This window comes from Rhodococcus antarcticus (genome assembly GCF_026153295.1).
Classification (GTDB): Bacteria; Actinomycetota; Actinomycetes; order Mycobacteriales; family Mycobacteriaceae; genus Rhodococcus_D; species Rhodococcus_D antarcticus.
Genome location: NZ_CP110618.1, coordinates 8,429 through 29,910 on the forward strand (window position 1 = coordinate 8,429; position 21,482 = coordinate 29,910).

Sequence of the window (21,482 nt, forward strand, 5' to 3'; positions counted from 1 at the left end):
ACCGGTGCCGGTACCAGGTGCGGACGGGTCACCGGCGACGAGCACGTCCTGGACCGTGTCGGGCTCGTCGGCGACATACGTGGCGAGCTCGGCCGGTGATCTGAGCCTGTCCTACGACCCGGCGACGATGTCGGTGCGGGTGGTGGCGGGCAGCGGCCCCGCTGACTGGGTTGTCGTGGCCGGGTTGAGCTCGGTGGTGATCCAGGCCGGCGCCCGGTCGGTGCACCTGGGCACCTCTGTCCGACTGCCGCCGGTGGCCCTCACCGTTGCCGGGAGTGGCACGGGGGCGGTGCTGTACGGGCCGTCGGTCGACACCTCGTGGACAATCACGGGCACCGACGTCGGCACGGTCGCCGGCGTCGCCTTCGCCGGCTTCGCCCACCTGGTCGGCGCGGCCGGCAGCGTCGCCACCTTCACCGTCCAGCCGGGTGGCAGCGTCGTCTCCCTCGACGGCGGCGGCGCGGGCGCGCTGGTCGTGGCCGGGCAGCAGACATTCCAGGACATGGCCGTCGACAAGCACTCCGGCACGGTCGTGCTCAACGGCACGCCCATCCGGTACGCCGGCCTCGCCCCGATCACGATCACGCCCGGCACGACCGTGGTCACCATCACCGGCACGTCCGGTGACGACGCGATCTCGGTGTCGCAGGCCGGCGGCACGGTCACCGTCAGCGCGCCGACCATGGAGTCGGTGACCTTCACCGCTGCTGGCACGTCCAAGATCGTCATCAACGGTGGCGGCGGGTACGACTCGGTGAGCTTCGCGACCAGCCTGCTGCTCACCGGCGCCGAGCTCGACGTGACGGCCGAGCAGATCACCGTCAGCGGCGTCACCATCAACACCGGCAACGCGCCGATCAACTTCCAGGCCGTCGCCTCCGACACGGGCACGACGACCGTCGGCACCGTGACCGCGACACCGACCACCTCGATCACACTGAGCGGTGCGACGGTCGATGCCAGCAGCATCACCCTCGTCGCGGCGTCCACCGCCACCCCGACCAGCGCCGCCCAGGTCAACGTCGTCAACGTCACCTCGAGCGCGATCGTCTCGATCACCGACAGCACGATCACCGCCACCGGCGACGTCACGGTGTCCAGCGCCTCCACGGTCAACGCGAGCGCCGTGGCGCAGGGCCCGCTCGGCGGCACGGATGCCGTCGACGCCGCCTTCTCCAAGCTCGACGTGACCAGCACGGCCCAGTCGAACCTGTCGGGCACCACGACGTTCACCGTCGGCGGTGCGCTCACCGTGTCGGCGAGCACCGAGAACACGAACCTCACCACCAACGGCAACGCGCTGCTGGCCGGGGCCGGGGCCGGTGTCGCCCTGGCCACGCTGCACGAGTCCACCACGGCGTACATCGACGCGCACTCGACCGGGAACACGGCCGGTTCGGTCGCGATCAGCGCCACCACGGGCAACACGATCACCACGTCCGCGGCGGCCAGCCCCGACGGGGCCACAGCCAACACCGACGCCACCGGCGCGGCGATCACGCCGGCCCAGTTCCTGGGCGCCGTCGTCACCGCGCTGAGCCCCCTGGTGGCCGCCGGTGCCCTGGCCGTGGCGAACCTGACCGTCGACACCCAGGCCTACCTCGCCCCGAACGGCGGCGCCTTCGGGCTCACCACCGGCGACGTCGTGGTCCACGCCGGCGGCGCGACCGACGCCCAGACCGCCGCCGACGGGCACGCCGTGCTGCGCACCGCCCTCGGGATCGGCGTCGCGGTCGCCATCGACATCTCCCACGTGACGACCTCGGCCTACGTCGGGGGCACCACGACGCTGACGGCGACCAGGCTGACCATCGAGGCGCCGGCCAGCGCCGAGACGTTCGGCACCACGGCCAAGGCCGGCGCGGGCACCGGCGTCAACGCCCTGGGGGCGTCGAGCACCGCAGGCTTCGAGGGCTCGTTCGCGATGAACATCGTGACGGTGACGCACACGGCGACGATCTCCGACAACGCGACGCTGACCCTCACCACGCCGGCCGGCGTGTCCCTGGCCAGCGAGCACACCACCGAGTCGACGACCAAGGCGATCCCGACCGGCAACTACTTCTCCCCGACCGCCGTGGCGAACAACACGATCACCCTGTCGCTGCCGTTGCTGCACACCAACGGGACCTTCGCCGGTCTGCCGGCCGCCACCGGGGACAAGGTCGTCTACAACAACGGCGGCGGCACCAGCATCGGCGGCCTCACCGCCCTCTCGACCTACTACCTGTACTGCGGCGGCCCGCTGCTGACCCCTTGCCTGCCCGACGCCACCGGCGCGGTCCACGTCCAGCTCATCTCCGGCAGCCTGCTCCTGCCGACCTTCACCGCCGGCGAGGTCCTCCCGCTCGACCCCACCGTGGCGGCGGGCGACTTCCACTTCCTGCAGCTGGTCGAGAAGCCCACCGACAGCATGGGCGTGGGCGCCGGCGTCGCGGTGAATATCGTCAACGACGCCGGTACGGCCGCCGTCGGGAACGGGGCCTCGCTGGTCGGCGCCGCGTCGCTCGGGCTGACCGCCTCCACGACCGACACCATGACGCTGCTGGCCAAGGCCGGCTCCTCCGGGGCCACGGTCGCGATCACGCCGGTCGTCTCGGTCGCCGTCTCCAACGTTGCGACCAACGCCACCATCGGAACGGGGGCCACCCTCGTCCTGGCCGGCGGTCTGAGGGCTGACGCGACGCAGGCGGCGAGGGTCGACAGCGGCGCCAGCGGCGACACCACGTCCGATGCCGGCATCGGGATCTCGGTCGTCGTCAACGACGTCGACCACGAGGTGCACGCCACCACCGCCCGCAGTCTCACCATCGTCGGCGACATCGCGCTCTCCGCCACCGGTACCTCGGCGACCTCGTCGCTGACCTGGGCCGGGACCGCCGGGGCCCCCGCCTCGAACACCTCACCGTTCGCATCGGTCAACGCCGCCGCGGACAACTTCCTGGGCATGGGCAACACGCTGGCCGGGGGGAGTGCGCCCAAGGGTGGGAAGGACTCGGCGACCCCGACGGCCGGCAGTGCTGACAGCTCGGGCACGTCGATCAGCGCCGCCGCCGCGATCTCGTTCAACCTGGTCCGGTCGGTCAGCGACACGACAGTGCCGTCCGGGGTCACCCTCACGGTCACCGGTGGCGCGCTCAGGCTGGCCTCGTCGGGCAACACCGACACCAGTGCGGTGTCCGACGGCGAGACCGGCACCGGCGGAGCGACCGCGGCCATCGGCGCCGGCGTCGCGCTGAACTTCGTCACGATCGTCAACACCGCCGACGTCACCGGCGGCGCCACGATCACCGCTGACGGTCTGGAGGTGTCGGCGAGGATGACGCCGGTGTCGGCTACGGGCAGCACCGACTGCACCGCCGAGGGCACCGACTGCGTGAACTCGGCCACGGCCCAGGCGATCTCGGCCGCGGCCGGCGGCGGGTCGCTGGGCATCAACGGGTCGGTCGCCCTCAACATCATCTCGAGCACGACCAGCGCCCAGCTGACGTCGTCGGGCCCCGGCGTGGCCGGCACGACGGTGGCCGCCGGCGGCGGCACCGTGAAGCTCGACGCCGCGACCGACACCGACGCCGTGACCAGCGCGATCCCGTTCCGGAACGCGTTCGACCCGGCGACGTCGATCATCGCCGACCCCACGTCGACGTCGACGAAGCTCACCACCATCGTGCTGGCCTACGAGCTCGTCGACGGCAACCTGAAGACCGGCCAGGCCGTCGCTTACCACACCGGTGGCAAGAACCCCATTGGCATCGCCGCGGATCCGCTGTGCCTGAGCGGGGTGTGCCCCTCGACCCTGGTCAACAACCGCACCTACTTCGCCATCGTCGTCAAGCCGGGCTACTTCCAGCTCGCCAGCACCTGCCTCGGAGCCCTGCTCGGGAAGGCCATGGTGCTCAACCCCACGGTGGCGACGGGGAGCGCGCACTACTTCGTGTCCAAGGCGCTGCAGCCCGGTGACGTGTGCGCCAGCAGCGGCGCCGACGACGCACCGAAGATGGGCATCGGCGCCTCGTTCGCGCTGACCATCGACAACGTCACCACGACGGCCGGCATCGGTGACGGGGTCACGGTCACCGGAGGCGGCAGTGTCGACATCGCGGCCGAGGACGGCAACGCCGCCGACACCTCAGCGGTGAGCGGGGCCGACGGTGGCAGCACCGGCCTGTCGCCGTCGGTGGCGCTGGTCATCGCCAACCTCGGCACCACGGCCTACATCGGCGCCGGGGCCGTCCTCGAGCTCTCCGGTGACGTGACCCTCGCCGCCACCCAGCACGCCAGGGCGGTGACCGAGGGCAGCGGCGACGTCAACGCCGAGACGACCGGCGTCGCGCTCGCTGTGGCCGTCGTCGTCGCCGCCGACGACGTCAGGGCCTTCATCGCCCGAGACGTCACCGCCGACGGAGCCGTCAGCCTGAGCGCGGTCGGTGCGTCGGCGACTAAGACCTCGACCGATGCGGCCGCGCCGGGAGCACCGTCGTCCTCGACCGGTGGGATCAACGCCATCGCCGACAAGGACCTCGGTCAGGGCAACCTCGTCTCCACCGGACTGACGGGCAAGGGCGCACCGAAGACCAAGACTCCGACCGCCGGCGACGGGGACACCAAGGGCAGCTCGCTGTCGGTGGCCGGCGCGTTCACGGTCAACGTGGTCGAGACGACGTCCAGGGCCTACTTCACCGACCACCTGACCATCACTAGTGCCACCGGCGCGGTCACCCTCGCCAGCTCAGCGAACACCGACGTCACCGGCGAGGGCAACGGGCAGACGGCGTCGAAGGTGACCAACGGGATCGGCGCGGGCGTCGTCGTCAACGACGTGACGATGACCAACGTCGCGACGACCGGGGCCTCGGCCGTCACCAGCGTCGGCCTCGAGGTCACGGCCACCATGACCCCGGTGACCGTCGCGGGCGGCGGCGCGGCCGACGTCACCCACACCGTCGAGGCCACCGCGAAGGCCGGGTCCAGCAACACCGAGAAGCTCGGCGCGGCCGGCGCGCTGGCCATCAACATCGTCACGGCCGACACCGAGGCCACCGCGCCCACCGGCGCGACGATCCACGCAGGCACCGGGTCGCTCGTGCTCAAGGCCGACTACCGCGAGGACGACGCCGCCAACGCCTCGGCCCGGGCCGGCTTCAAGACCTGCGCCCAGTTCCTCGGCCTGCCCTGTGACCTCTCCACGGCGATCACCGGCCAGGACAGCTCGGGTACCGGCACCGGAGTCGGCGCATCCGTCGCCATCCAGGTCTTCGCCTCCACCACCACCCTCGCCGAGATCGGCGACGGGGTGTCGGTCACCGCGGGTGGCGAGGTCGGGGTCGAGGCGGCGTCGGAGCGGGCCATCACCACGCTCGCCGAGGCCGGCACCAAGGGCGGCACTGCAGTGAGTCCCTCCCTCGCCCTGGTCGTCGACACCGGAGACACCGCGACCGCCCGGATCGGGACATCCCCCACCCCTCTCGGCGTCGCCGGCGCGGTGACCATCGCCGTCACGCACTCCGTCGATGCCTCGGCCACCGGCGCCAACGCCAACGTCGTCGCGAGCGGCGTCGGGGTGGGTGCGGCCGTGGCCCTGCCGATCGTGATCAGCTGGACGACGTCGGCCGAGCTGGCCCGCAGCGTCACCGCCGACGCGGTCACCGTGACCGCGGCCTCCGACGTCGCCGTCGGCGCGACGGCGAACGCCAGCGCGATCGGCAGCAGCAGCAAGGACTCCGGGGGCACGTCGGCCGACGCCACCACCACCTCGGCCGTCACCAACGACCCGAACGCGGGCGGCAAGGGCGCCAACTCGCCCCCGTCGGCCAACACCTCCGCGACCCAAGGCGGCGCGAAGTCCACCGGCAAGGCAGGCAAGTCCGGCGGCGGCGTCGGGGTCGCGGCCGCGATCGCCGTCACCTGGGTCCAGACGAGCACGACGGCCACGGTGGATTCCTCCCTGACCATCGCGGCGCGGGGCGCGCTCACCGTGGAGGCCACCCAGCTCAGCACGGTCGCGGCCCGCGGCCTGGGCATCGCCCTCGACCCGAACAACGCCAAGACCAACATCGGCGCCGGGCTCGGCTTCAACTACCTCGACGCCACGGTCACGGCCAGCACCGGCAGCGGCGACCACCTCAGCGGCAAGGGCATCACCGTGTCGGCCGGGACCCCTCGCGACAGCGCCACCGGCGAGCCCGCGCAGAACACCGTGATCAGCTGGGGCTTCGCCGCCTCCGGCGGCAAGACCGACCCGCAGGTCGCAGGTTCGGTCGCGCTGAACGTCATCGCCTACCGGACGACCGCGGAGGTCGGCCTCGCCAGCGTGCTCGGCTCGACCGGTGGGCTCACCGTCAGCGCGGTCAACCCCATGGGCCTGCAGAACCTGGCCGCGGCCGGCGCGCTCTCCCAGGGCGGGGTCGCGGTCGGAGCGGCCATCGCAATCAACATCCTCACTCCGGTCACGACCGTCGCGGAGGTGGACTCCAGCCTCGCGCAGCTGACCACGCTTGACGCCGCCGGGGCCCTCACGGTCAGCGCCGAGTCAAGCCTGGGCGAGCTCGGGGTCGACCTGTCCCGGCTGGGCTCGATGCTGCTGTCCAACCTGGTCAACGTCCCGGGAGTCGCCCTGATCCCGGCGCCGGGGGCCGGGTCCGCCGTCACGGAACCGGCCGTCTCCAGCGTGGCGGTGGCCGGCGCCGCCGGAACCGGTACCGCCTCGGTGGCCGGGTCGTTCATCGTCGACGTGTGGGAGCGCACGACCGACGCCCACATCGGCGACGGCGCCCAGATCAACCAGTCCGGCCCGAGGGGCGGGGCCAGCCAGACCCTGACGGTGCACGCCGCGGACCACATTCAGGAGACCGACATCGCCGGCGGGCTCGGCGTGACCACCGGCAGCGTCGGCGTCGGGGCGGCCGTCGTGGTCGGCGTCGTCGACCAGACCGTCACCGCCTACCTGGGGGCGAAGGTCGTGGCGGCGGCCGGTGGCGCGGCGGCGGTGACGGCGACAGCGACCGACCCCATCCTCGTGGTGGCGGCGTCGGCCGGGGCGGGCGACGAGGTCGGCGCCTCGGGGTCGATCCTCGTGCTCGTCCTCAACTCCGCCGCCGGGACCGGTACCTACGCCTGGATCGGCGCGTCGTCGTCGGTGCACACCGGGGCTGACCTCGCCGTCACCGCGACCGGCAACGGCGCGAACGACACGATCGGCCTCTACGCGGGCAGCGTTGCCATCGGCGGCACCGCCGGCGTCGGCATCTCCGCCAGCGTCCTGGTGCGCAGCAGCACGGTGTCCGCGAGCATCGGCACCGGTGACGTCCTCACCTCCGACGCCGGTTCGGTCACGGTGGGGGCGCAGCAGGTCGGCGCGATCACCCTGGTGGCGTTCGGTGGCGCGGCCGGCGGCGAAGCCGGCGTGGCCGGCTCGGCCGTGGTGGACGTGCTCACCGACAGCACCCTGGCCTCGGTCGGCAGCGGCGCTCACCTCACGGCGGCCCAGGACGTCGGCGTCGCCGCCTCCGACCTGACCACGATCCTCGGGGTGGCCGGATCCGTCGCGATCGGCGGGACCGCCGGGGTCGGCGCCGGGGTCGACACCGAGGTGATCACCAAGGACACCGTGGCGACCGTGGGGGCGAGCGTCCCGGCCACGTCGACGACGCCGGCCGCCGTCACGATGCTCACCGCGACCCACGGCAACATCACGGTGACGGCCACGTCGTCGGAGACGATCACCTCGATCTCCGCCGGTGGCAGCGTCGGCGGCGACGTGGCGATCGCCCTCAACGCCGGCGTCTCGGTGCTGAACATCACGACCACGTCGACGATCGGGAACGGCGCCCAGCTCTGGGCCGGCAACAACATCGTGATCTCCGCCGATGACGCGGTCCACCTGGACGTGATCGCCGGCAACATCGCCGTCAGCGGGACGGCCTCGGTCGGGGCTGCGGTGGCGGTCCCGGTCGTCATCAAGCACGTCGAGGCCACCGTCGGCAACAACGTCACGCTCACCGCGATGTGCACGGGAAGCGCCACCACGGCGAGCACCGGTGCGTTCACCAGTGTCACGCCGGACATCCGGTTCGATCCGCGGACCGCAGTCCACCACGACCCGAATGCGCCGACCCCTGCCGACCCGAGCCAGCCCAGCGGCAACTGGATCGTCCTGACGACGTCCGCGGGCAGCGGGTACACCGAGGGTGAGCGGGTGCTCTACGACAACGGTGGAGGCACGTCGCTGACCGGTCTCACCCCGGGTGGCACGTACTACATCCACCGGGTGGCGGCCGGCTGCGACGCGGCGTCGATCTGCGTCGAGCTGCTCAACGCGGCGAACCCTCCGCCAGCCCAGCTCGACAGCCACCTCGTCGCTTTCGGCATCCCCGCCGGCGACACCAGCGCCTACGGCGAGTCCCAGCGCCTGGTCCCGGCCGACCGCACCGCCGTCGCCGCCGACAGCGCCCCTCGCTTCAACCCGGCGACTGACGTCACCGGCACCGTGATCTACCTGCCCTACCCGATGACCAAGCAGGGCACCCCGAGCCCGTTGAGCACCGGCGACGCGATCGTCTACAGCTCCGGCGGCGGTACCCCGATCGGCAACCTGGTCGATGGTCAGACCTATTACGTGATCGTCCTCGGCGCCGGTTACTACACCGGCACCCAGCGCATCGAGCTCGCCGCCACCGCGTGCGGCGCCACCGGCCTCGCCGCCGACTGCGGCACCGCGAAGCCCGTCGCACCGATCTCCCTGGACGCCGCCGTCGCGACCGGTGCCTCGCACAGCATCGTGCTGCAGGGTCAGCGGCCCTCCGGGGACGCCTCGGCGGAGAACCCGGCCACCACGACCGCCGGCCGCGGATCCTTCAGCGGGATCGCCGTCACCGCGACCAGCGTCGACGACATCGCCGCCGTCGGTGTCTCCGCCTCGGTCAGCGGCAGCGTGGCCATCGGGGTCACCGGCTCGGCAGGCGTCCTCAGCACCACCACGCACGCGACCATCGGCGCCGGCACGACCGTTACCTCGGCCGGGTCGGTCGCGGTGTCCGCCGCCGAGTCCTTCCACCAGCTCGGCATCGACGCCAGCGTCGCGATCGCCGGCGACGCCGCGGTGGCCGTGGCCGTCACCCTGCACTTCGTGACCCTGGACACCCAGGCCACGGTCGGCAGCGACAGCGTGCTGACCGCCACGGCGGGTGACCTGGTGATCAGCGCCGCGACCAGCGACACGGTCGTCTCGGTCGCTGCCGGTCTGGCCGGGGGCCAGGTCGGTGTCGCCGGCGTGGCCGACGTGACGTCGATGACGAACACGACCCACGCCGGCACGGCGGACCACGTGACCCTGTACGCGGGAAACAACGTGCTGGTCGCGGCCCTCGACCACACGGATTTGATCTCGGTGGCCGCGGCGATCGGGGTCGGGGTGTACGCCGGGGTCGGGGCCTCGGTCGGGGTCGCCCTGGTCACCAAGGACACCGAGGCCTACCTCGGGACGTCGAACATCGTGAACGCCCTCGCCCACGGAGGTGCGCTCGGCGTTCTGGTCGCTGACGGCAGCACGACGAGCACCGGTTTCGGCACGGCCACCGGCGTCCACGGTGTGGCGGTCGTGGCCGATTCCACCGAGCGCCTGTTCGGCCTCGCCGCGGCTCTGGGTGCCGGCTTCGTCGGAGCCGCTGGCGGCATCAGCATCCGGCTGTTCACCATGACGACCACGGCCACGGTCGGGGCCTCGAGCATTGTCAACAACGTCACCGGCGCGGACGCGGCCCAGTCGGTGACCGTGGCGGCCACCGACAACTTCGACGCCATCAGCATCGCCGGCGGGGCCGGTCTGGGTGCGGTCGGAGCCGCCGGGGCTGTGGACGTCGGGGTCGCGAACGCCACCGTTACGGCGGGCATCGGAGACCACGCCACGGTGAACGCCATGGCCGACGTCGCGGTGATCGCGCTGTCGCGCCAGCACGTCATCACCTTCGCGATCTCGGTGGGCCTGGGTGCCGTCGGGATCGCTGTCTCGGTCGCCGTGTGGACCCTGGGCGCCGCGCCGTCGGCCACCTACGACGACAGTGCGGCCGGGACCGACAAGGGCGCCTGGTCGGCCAGCACGTCGTACAACGCCGGTGACAGGGTCGAGCTCCACAACATCCGCTGGGCGGCCAAGGACGCCGTGGCCGCCGGGGTCACCCCGGGGACCGGGAACTGGGTGGCCGAGAGCGGTCTGGGCGGCGACAAGGGTACCTGGGTCTCGGGCGCGCAGTACCACCAGGGCGACGTCGTCGAGTACGGCGACTACAGCTACGCCGCCCTCGTCGACACCACCGGGACCACCACGCCCGGCAGTGCGACGGGCATCTGGACGCTGCAGCAGGCCTCCAACGCGCTGCACTCCGGCGGAGCCGACACCGGTGGCCAGTCCGACACGGTCGCGTCGTCCTCGCAGTACGGCAACGCCCTGCAGGGCAGCCACAGCAACGACCGGGGCAGCTGGTCGAGCGGGGCCACCTACGCGACCAATGACGTGGTCCTCGGCAGCGACAACAACTACTACTCGTCCAAGCTGGACGGCAACACCGGCAACGACCCGACCTCGGCGTCGTCGTCGAGCTCCTGGGCCCAGATCGACCCGAGCGGCTACGCCGTCAGCGGCTACCAGTCGGGCGGCCTCGCCTCGGCGCAGGCGGCACTGAGCGGTGGAACCCCGCAGTCCGGCTCGGTCGCCGGGGCCCTGGGCGCCACGACGCCCCCGGCGGGCACCTCTGCCTACCTCGGCGGCACCGTCGTCGCCGGCGGCAACATCCTGGTGACCGCGCACGACGCGGTGGACATCCTCGGGATCACCGGGTCGCTGTCGGGGGGTCTCGGTGCCATCGGTGCCTCGATCTTGATCCTCAACGTGCAGAACCCCACCACTGCCGGGGTCGGGCAGTACGCCAGCCTCACCGCCGGTGGGGCGATCACCGTCTCGGCCGGAACGGACGAGACCACCCTCGGCCTGGCGATCGCCGGCGCCGCCGGCGTCGTCACCCTCGGCGCGCAGGTCGTCGTCATCAACGACTCCTCCAGCCAGAACGCGCACGTCGACGCCGGTGCGAGCCTGCTCGGCGCGGGCGCCGGGGCCACAGTCTCGGCGCACTCCTACCGCTCGGTCACTGCCGACCCGATCGGCGTTGCGATCTCGGGCCTGGCGATCGGCGCCTCGGTCGGCATCGTCAACGTCAGCGGTGACACCACGGCCACCGTCGGCAGCACCCCGCCGGGCCCGACGGTCGCCTGCGGGTGCGTCACCGTCACCGTCGCGGCCGCGGTCACCGGCCTGACCGTCAGCGCCGACGACACGACCCCTGTCGAGGTGAACGTCTACTCCGTCGAGGCCGGTGTCGGGCTCGGTATCGGTGCGGCCGTCGGCCTGGCCAACCTCACCGGAACCACCCGGGCCTCCTCGGCCGTGACCGGCTCGCTCGGCAGCGGCGGCGAGACGGTCAGCGCCACGGGCGATCACAGCGACGTGACGGTCAAGAGTGCAAACGTGGCGACCGGTGCGCTCGCCGCTGTCGGCGCCACCGTCGCCCTCGCCACCGATGCCCGTGACACCACCGCCCAGGTGACGTCCGGGTCGCTGAGCACCAGCGGCGCGGTCAGGGTGATCGCCAGTGCGACGAACACCGCGACGGCCAGTGCCCCGGGTGGATCGGCGGGCACGGTCGCCATCACGGTGATGGTGCCCATCGCGACGGTCACCGGCGCGACGACCGCGGTCCTGAACGGCAGCATCACCAGCTCGAGCTCGGTGCTCGTCCGCGCCCGGGCGCAGAACTCGGCCAACGCGACCGCCGTGATCGCCTCGGTCGGGATCGCCGGCGCGGGCGGCGCGTTCGCCGACGCCGAGGTGAGCCCGACCGCGACGATCACCGCGACCATCGGATCGGGGGCCACGGTCTTCAGCAGCGGCGCCGTCGAGGTGGACGCGGCGACCCAGGGTGTCGGCAACAACGCGCACGCCTCGGCCGTCGTCGTCGCTGCGTCCTACGCGGCGAGCGTCACGGTGGTGATCGTCAAGGCCGTCGTGGCCGGTGCGGTGCACGCCCGCCAGGACGGCACGATCTCGGGATCCGGGGGCACCTGCGCCGACGCCTCTGGCAGCCTGTGCGTGATCGCGGCCAGCACGGACACCGCCGTGGCCGAGACGGTCTCGGTCAGCGTCAGTGGCGGGTTCTCGATGTCGGGCAGCGGGGAGCTCGCCGACATCGCCTCGACGGCCACCACGCAGGCCACCGGGGCGGGCACGTCCTCAGACGCCAGCGCGGGCACGATCGTGTACTCGGCGAGCTCGGCCAACTCCGCGACCGCCAACGACGTGCTCGTCTCGGTCGGCGCCCTCTCGATCGGCGTCGGCATCCCCACAGCCAGGGTCGAGGGTCTCACCAACGCCGAGCTCGACGGCGGCATCACCACGGCCGCCGCGCTCAGCGTCACCGCGACCGGCGCGAACACCGCAACCGCGACGGCGGTTCCGGTGGCGGTCGGCGTCGTCGCTGGTGGCGGCGCGTCGTCCGAGGCCGACATCACCTCGAGCGCCGGCGTCACCGCGACCGTCGGCGCGGGCATTGACAACGTGCACGGCGGGTCGGTTGCCGTCGTCGCCACCGGCGTCAACAGCGCGACGGCGAACGCTAGCGGCGGCTCGGCCGGCGGCATCGCCATCTCGGTGATGCTCCCGAGTGCGCACGTCGACGGCGGCGTCGTCGCCACCTTCGACGGCACGCTGCCCAACGCGGGGGTCAAGGCCGGCTCGCTGCTCGTCCGGGCCACCGGCTCCAACACCGCGACGGCCACTGCGCTCGTGGTCAGCATCTCCCTCCTCGGCGGCAGTGGCGCGTCGGCCCAGGCCTACATCGGGTCGACCGCCACCGTGAACGCCGTCGTGGGTACGGACGCGTCCGTGGCGGTCACCGGCGCGACTACGGTGACCGCGCAGTTCGGGACGCTCGACGGCAGCGGCAACCTGGTCGCCGGCTCGGGCCACAACGACGCCACCGCCACCGCGACGGGCGGCACCGGAGGCATTCTCGCCGCGATCTCGGTCATCCTGAGCTACGCCGAGAACGGTGGCGGCACCGACGCCGAGATCAACGGGACCATCACGGCCGGCGCATCGCTGACCATGACCTCGACCGGCACGAACACGGCCACCGGCACCACGCTCGTCGTGGCGATCGGCACGATGGGCGGCGGCGGGTCCGGTACGACCGCGATCGTGACCAGCTCCGCGCACATCAGGGCCGGCAGCGGCTCGGGCTCGTCCATCAACGTCACCGGCGCCATCACCATCACCGTGACCGGCACGAACACCGCTACCTCGTCGTCCGACGCCGGAGCGGGCGGCGGCGTGGCCGTCGGTGTGGCCCTGCCCAAGGCCGAGATCGCCGGGACGATCGGCGCCGACCTCGAGGGCAACGTCGCCCACGCCGACAGCCTGACCATGACCGTCATCGGCACGAACACCGCGACCTCGACCGCGACCCCGGTCGCGGTCGGCTTCTTCGCCGGCGCCGGCGGCAAGTCCGAGGCCGACATCGACAGCACCGCCGTGGTGTACTCGACGATCGGCGGTGGCACCCTCACGGTCACCGGTGCGATCGTCGCCAGCGCCACCGGCACCAACACGGCGACCGCGACGACGAAGGGCGGCGCCGGCGGCGCGCTCGGCCTGGCCATCGTCTTCGCCAACGCCACCGACAACGGTGCGGTCACCGCCTCGTTCGGCGCCACGCTCGACCAGGCCGCGAGCCTGAACGTCACCGCGGTCGGGCACGACACGGCCAGCACCACCGTGTTCGTCGTCGGCATCGGTATCGCGGGCGGCGCCGGAGCCGGCACCACCGCCTCGGTCGGAGGCGCGGACTACGCGCGCATCGCCTCGGGCGCGGTCATCCAGAGCCCGACCACCGCCATCACCGTCTCGACCACCCACACGCAGACCGCGAACGCGGGCGCGAGCGGCGGCGCGGGCGGCCTGCTCGGGGTCGGGGCGCTGGTCTCCACCGGCACCGTCACCGGTTCCACCAAGGCCTACGTCGACAGCGGCGTCACGGTCGGCACCAGCACCGGCCGCCCGGCGTCGCTGGACCTCGAGGCGACCGACACCACGACCTCGACCGTCACCGCGACCCTCGGCGTCGGCGGGGCCATCGCCGGCGGCGGCGCCAGCACCACGTCCACCGTCACCCCGACCGTCACCGCCTACGTCGGCAGCGGCGACCACATCGCACTCGCCGGCTCGCTCACGGTGCACGCGGTGTCGACCCGGGCCGAGGGCAACGCCACCTCGAAGAGCTACGGCGGCGGCGGCGTGCAGGTTGGCGTGGCCGCGGCCACCGTCACCACGTCGCCCACCGTCCGGGCCTACCTCTCCTCGGGCGTCGTGGTGGCCGTCACCGGTGACGTGTCGGTGTCGGCCGAGGCCCGCAGCGCCCCCGCGGCCGGGATTCAGCTCGGCGACACCTACGGCGCGAACGTCGCGGACGTCAGCAGCACCGACAACACCCTGTACTTCCCGAGCCACGGCCTGACCACCGGCGACAGCGTCCTCTACATCGGCGGCGGCATCCCCGGGCTGACCAGCGGTCGGGTCTACACCGTGATCGCCGTCGACGGTGACCACGTCCAGCTCGGCGCCACGTTCCTGACCGCCACGGTGAACGCGGGCTCCATCCCCGGTGCCTCCGGCGTCGACCCGAACCGGTCGGTCATCCGGTTCTCCACGGTGCACAACTTCGCCACCGGCGACGCGATCGTGCTCGGCGGCACCGGCGTCATCAACGGCAGCGTCGCCGCCGGTCAAACGCTGTACGTCCGGGTCGTCGACCCGTACACGATCCAGCTCTACACGAGCTACGCCGCGGCGACGGCGGCCGCCGGCAGCTTCTCGCTGACAACGACGCCGGGTGCGGTGTCGGGCACCACCATCACCCTGGCCAACTCGTTCACCAACGGCCAGCGCGTGACGTACACGGCGCCGACCCCGCTGGCCTTCAACCAGGCTGCGGTGGACGTCACCCCGAGCTGCCCGGACTCCAGCCACTGCTACCTGCCCGACACGAGCCAGAACGACATCGTCGCGGGTCAGGTGACCGGGCAGGACAGCAACCACCTGCCGATCCAGACCCCGTCCGGCCTGCACACCGGTCAGCGGGTGCAGTACCTGACCACCGGATCGCCGGTCGGTGGCCTGGTCAACGGCGGCTACTACTACGCCATCGTCGTCAACCAGTACGTCATCCAGCTCGCGGCCACCGAGTACGACACCACCGCGCACACCTACAGCTGTGGGTCGAACACCTGCACCGACCCGGTGAAGCCCATCGCGATCAGCGCGCCGACCACCGACACCGGGGTCTCGCAGATCATCCCGGCGCCGATCGGCGGGCTGACCGACGGCTACACCTACACGGTCGCGAACCCGACCTCGTCGAGCTTCACCCTCAAGGACGGCACGGGCCACGCGATCACGCTGAGCACGACGACCACGTCGTCGGGCAACGCCGGGTCGGCCACGGTCCAGGACATCTACGGGACGCAGCAGTTCTTCGCCACCGGCCTGGCCCTGACCGGCTGCAGCGCGAGCTGCACCGCCGACAGCGTGGCCATCGACCTCGGTGCGGCCACCGGCGGCACCTACGGCCTGTACGCACCGAGCAGCCCGGTGGCGGGCCCGTACATCTCGCTGCGCCAGCTCAGCCCGCCGGCCGGAGATGGGCAGTCGTCCTCGTCGGCCGCGGGCGGTGGCGGCGGCGTGATCAGCGTCAACGTGCCGACGGCGTCGCTGACCGACTCCCCGATCGTGCAGGCCTACCTCGCCGGCACCGTGACCGCCGGCGGCAACGTCGCCGTCACCTCTGCCCTCACGAGCAACGACGCCGTGTCGTCGGACAACGGCTCGGGCGGCTTCATCGCCGTCGGGGTGGTCAGCAGCACCCTGACGGTCCACGCGATCAACACAGCCTCCTTCGGACCGAGCTCGGACTCCGGGATCGCCGGTGACAGCTCGTCGATCCAGGTGGACGGCTCCGGCACCACGGTCACCGCCGGCGGCAACGTCGCCGTCGCGGCCACGACCGCGCGGGCGACGAACGCCTACGCCCATAGCGAGGGCGGTGGCTTCGCCGGCGGTTTCACCGCGCACGACAGCACCACCGTCACCGACAACACCGCGGCCGTGGTCGGGGCGGGCGCCCATGTCTCGGGTGCAACGGTGGCCGTGCTCGCGAACTCCTCGGGCAACGACCAGATGTACGCCAAGGCCCGGATGTACGCGCTGTTCGGCGTCACGAGCGTCACCGGGGGCATCACAGTCACCTCGAACGACACCGCGCTGCTCGACGGCACCAGCGGGAGCGCCGGGACGATCACCGGTCGGTATGGGGTGGATGTGCGGGCCTGGCACCACGACGTCACCTACAACGACAACCACGACTCGACCTGCGTGTGCATCGGCCCGTCGCACGACAGCTCGGGTACCAACGTCTCCTTGAACAACACCGTCGCCGGCCACCAGGGCGTGACGGTCTACGCCGGGCCGCGGCTGGTCCCCGGCGTCAACGAGTCGGCCAACGCCCCCGCCTCGCCGCTGGTGTCCAACGGTGACGGCAAGCTGGTGCTGTACGTGCAGTCGGAGAACTCCGGCGGCACCGTGCAGAACGACCACACGAGCCGCAACGTCAGCTGGAACTCCGACGTCGTCGTGAACTCCGGCCCGGACCCGTACCTGGTCGTCAACCCCGACGGCACGGTCGCGGTCGCCATCAACGTCACGGTCAACGGTGTCGCCAACCCGAACATCGGGGCGCAGCTCTCCGGCACGGTCACCGTCGGCGACATCATCAACAGTGGCAGCGGCGACATCTACATGACGTCCAACGGCGGTTCGATCAACGGCGGCAGCTGCGTCGGTGGCAGCAACGGCAATCAGTGCACCGGCGGGCACTACTGGGGCACCTTCACCTTCCGGCAGAACTTCACCTCGGTGACGTTGATCAACAACTCGACGTTGCCGATGGTCGTCAACAACATCGACGTCATCGACGAGCGGGGCACCCCGAAGGTCACGCTGAACACCTCGCCCGGCAGCAACAACGTCTCGGCGACCTTCGCCCTGCAGCAGGTGGTGACCCCGAGCCTGGTGGTCATCGACACCACCTCGGCCTCCGACCTGACCCTGCTCGGCACGATCACGAACCCGATCGGCGAGACCGACATCCTGAACCTCGGCGGGAGCGTCCTGTCGGGCACGGTGCGGGGCGGCTTGACGGGCGATGGCCACAGCCAGCTGATCGTCACCAACGTCCTGCACCTCGAGGCGACGGCCGGCAGCATCGGCTCGGCAACCGACAGGGTCAACGTCGACATGATCCAGTTCGCCGGCCACCCGCTGACGATCACCGCGACGGCCGGGGTCGACCTGTACCTCGACCTCCGCTCGTGGCTGCGCGACCCGTCGGTGCCGGCCGCGCCGCTGTCGCTGACCGTTGGCGACCTCGTCGCCGGTCGCGACCTCGACGTGCTGCTGCAGGCGACCGTCTACAGCAGCGGTACCTCGCAGGTGCCCGGCGTGCTGGTCGTCGTGCCGTCGGAGAGCCTGTCGAGGAACGTCTTCAACTTCTTCCGCCCGGACTACGGCTCGCCGACGGTGTTCGCGATCGGCGCGTCGGCGGGCGCCACCACGGCGGTGGCGAGCACCTACACCTTCAGCGAGCTCGACTCCGGATCGAGCGCCGTCAACGGCAACGGCAGCATCACCGTCGCGGCCGCGAACGACGCCGCCTCGGCGACCCGCCTCAACATCATCGGCTTCGTCCAGGTGCACCAGCACGGCAACCTGAACGTCGACACCAACGGCTTCATCACCCTCACCGAGCTCGTCGTCGCCGACACCGCCGTGCACGTGGTCATCGACACCGCGCTGCCGCCGGCCGCGACCGGCTTCGTGAGGCTGAACGACGCGAGCGTGGCGGCCGGGCCGAACCTGGACCTGCGGGCCGGGGTCATCACGTCCACCGACGACGACGTGACCCTGTACGCGCCGTACTCGATCGTCGACGCGCCCGTCGGCTCGGGCATCCCCCCGGTCACCGGGCACAGCAACCCCGCCCAGAACCCGCAGGTCGTCGGCGTGACCATCACCATGACGGCCGGCACCTCCGGCGCCGGCACGATCGGGTCCAACACCAACTTCCTTGAGATCAACTCCTCGGTCGACCGGTTCGGCGTGCTGAACGCCCAGGCCCCCGGCGTCATCCGGGTCACCGAGACCAGCGGCGACCTGCACGTCGACACCGTGAGCACCTGCTACGGCACGAGCGTGACGACCTGCGCGAACATCAGCGTCACCGCCGACACCGGCTCGATCCTCGACGGCCACAACGCCGGCGCCGGCGGCACGGCGGCGAACATCATCGGCAACACCGTGGACCTGCAGGCCCTGGGCGGCAGCGTCGGCTCGAGCGGGGTCGACCTGAAGCTGAACTCGGCCAACGGCAGCGCCTGCTCGAACGCCTACACCTTCCTCTATCAGGGCCCGAACTACGCCGATGCCACCGCGGCCCAGCGGGCGGTCACCGCCCGCTGCGACATCGCGGCCCAGGCCGACGGCAGCGTGTACCTCACCGAGACCAATGGGCCGGCCAACGTGCTGCTGGCCCTGGCCCGCCACGGCAACGTGCGGATCACCACCCCCCTCACCACCACCGACGGCAACGCGATCCTGCTGCTGCACAGCGGCACGACCCTGGTCGTCGAGAACGCGCCGCAGACGGTTCCGTACGGTCTGGTCGAGGCGATGACCGGCAACGTCACCCTGTACTCGGCCGACGACGTCGTCACCGACCCGAGCGCGCAGATCCTGGCCACCACGGCCCCCGCCGACCCGGGCACCGGTGTGGTGAACCCGAACCAGCCGACGACGACGACCGGCACCATCGACATCTACGGGGACCACCACGCCGGCGGCGACGTCGCGGGCGGCTACCCCGACGGCACCGTGATCGTGCTGCGCGGCACCGTCACACCGGGCGCCGGTGGCCTGACCCGGGTCTTCGGCAACGCCGGCAACGACCTCATCGTGTTCGACCAGACCGTCCTGGGCGGCAACACCCGGGCCTTCGGCTCGGCCGTGCCGAGCGCGGCGAACAGCTACGCGCCCGCCGGCGACGGCGAGGACACCTTCGTCGTCTACAAGCTGACCTCGATGCCGGACCACACCGTCCTCGCCCTCGACGGCCAGGACGGCTCGGACCACTACGTCGTGTGGACGCACGGCACGCACGGCACGGCCACCAGCTACGTCATCGACGTGCTCGACAGCGGGGCCCCGGCGGCCGGGCTCGACACCCTCGACGTCTACGGCGCCGACAGCACGCAGAACGGCATCGACCCGACCACCGGCACCGCGTACCCGACCGACGACCTGTTCCTGCTGCGCAGCCAGGCCTACCTGCCGGGGAGAGCAGCTACCGGCCCGCCCTGTACTGCGGGAACATCCTGGGTGCGTGCACGAACCGGCCGGCGTACGTGGCTGTCCTGCACCCGGAGACGACCGCCGGGCAGGACGTGCTGCAGGCGGCCACGGCCTCCGGCTACGACGGTGTCTCCGAGACCGTCAACTACGACGTGGCGATCAACGGTCGCCTCGGTGTGCTTGGCCTGGGCGGCAACGACTACTTCGCCGTCGACGACACCGTGGCCACGACCACCCTCGACGGGGGTACCGGCGATGACCACTTCCAGATCGGCCAGCTGTACGGCATGCGGCGTGACGCGATCTACAGCGGGCTCTCCCCGCCGCTGTACTTCCCGACTATCGCGACGACCCGGGGCTACCTGTCCAAGGGCAACAGCGCTCCGCTGGTGGCCGAGGGTGGCAGCGGCAACGACACGTTCACCGTCTACTCCAACCACGCCGCAGTCCGCCTCGAGGGCGACGACGGCAACGACCTGTTCCTCGTCCAGGCCTTCGCGCTGGCGAAGACCACCGCCGACGGGACGATCGTCATGGGCCCGCTGTTCACCGGCGGGGTCACGATCGCCACCGGCACCACGATCACCCGCACCGACGGCGGCAGCTTCCTCACCGACGGGTTCGCGGTCGGCCAGACCCTCGTCGTCACGGGCACCGGCACCACCGACGACAACACCGCCGCCACCGCCTACGTCATCTCGGCCGTCACCGCGTCGACGATCACCCTCGACCTCGCCCAGACCGTGGCCACGCCACTGCGCACCACCGGCACCTTCGGGGCCGTCTCGCTCTCGAGCGGGCCGCTCACCCGCAGCAGCCTGAGGGTCAGCGGGAACACGATCACCCGCACCGACGGCGGCAGCTTCCTCACCGACGGCTTCCTCGTCGGCACCACCATCGACCTGGCCGGCACCGGCACCACCGACGACAACCAGGCGAGCATCCCCTACGTCATCACCGCGGTCACGGACTCGACGATCACCGTCTCGGCGGCCCTCCCGGTCGGCGGCACCTTCGCCGGCGCCACCGTCAGCGGTGTGCTGCCGAGCCCGATCCTCACCTCCGGCTTCTCGACCGCGGCCCAGACCGACATCCGCACCGGCAACGGCGACAACCAGGTCACGTACAACATCAACGCCCCGGTCGCGGTCGACGGCGGCACCGGCTTCAACAAGCTGGTCGTGCTCGGCACCGAGTTCGCCGACCACATCGTCATCACCGCCGCCGCGATCTACGGTGCGGGCATCGCGGTGACCTACACCAACATCCAGGTGCTCGAGGTCGACGCCCTCCAGGGCGACGACACCATCGACGTCCTCTCGACGCCGGCGCACGTCGCGGTCCGGGTGCTCGGCGGCCTGGGCAGCGACACGATCAACGTCGCCGGGGACGTCGTGGGCGACGTCGTGGCCCAGGACCCGAACGGCTCCGCCTCGACGATCAACCACCTGGTGACCTCGGCCGACCAGAACTACAACAACATCGTCGCGCCGGGGATCAACGTCTCGGTCGCGCGACCCACCCAGGGCGCGGTCATCATCAGCGAGACCGGTGGCCTGACCGACGTGCGCCGCACCGCCACCGGCCGCGTCGGGTCCAGCGACAGCTACACCGTGCGCCTCGCCTCGGCCCCCACGTCGGACGTGTGGATCACGGTCAGCGCTGCGATGTCCCCGCTGGACCAGCGTCCGGGCCCCGGCGGGCGCACCGCCGACACGATGCTGGTCTGCACCGGCACCCAGGCCCAGTGCACCGGCGACGGCGCCTACTTCCGCACCGTGTCCCTGGACGGCAGCCTCGTCTCGCTGCCGAACCGGGCGCTGGTGCTGCACTTCGACGCGACCAACTGGAATGTGCCGCAGTCGGTGTGGGTCGCGGCCGCCAACGACACCCTGCCGCAGGGCACCATCACCGTCGCGGTCAGCCAGAGCGTGCTCAGCGCCGACCCCACCTTCGACGGGGCCTTCGTGCGCAACGTCGA

The 21,482-nt window shown here is 71.8% G+C and carries 1 protein-coding gene; it reads left to right on the forward strand.

From position 1 onward, the window contains the following. Positions 1-79 precede the first annotated feature (79 nt). Positions 80-20,323, forward strand: coding sequence for a beta strand repeat-containing protein (locus RHODO2019_RS19090; RefSeq protein WP_265385170.1), 20,244 nt, complete (start codon positions 80-82; stop codon positions 20,321-20,323). Positions 20,324-21,482 lie beyond the last annotated feature (1,159 nt).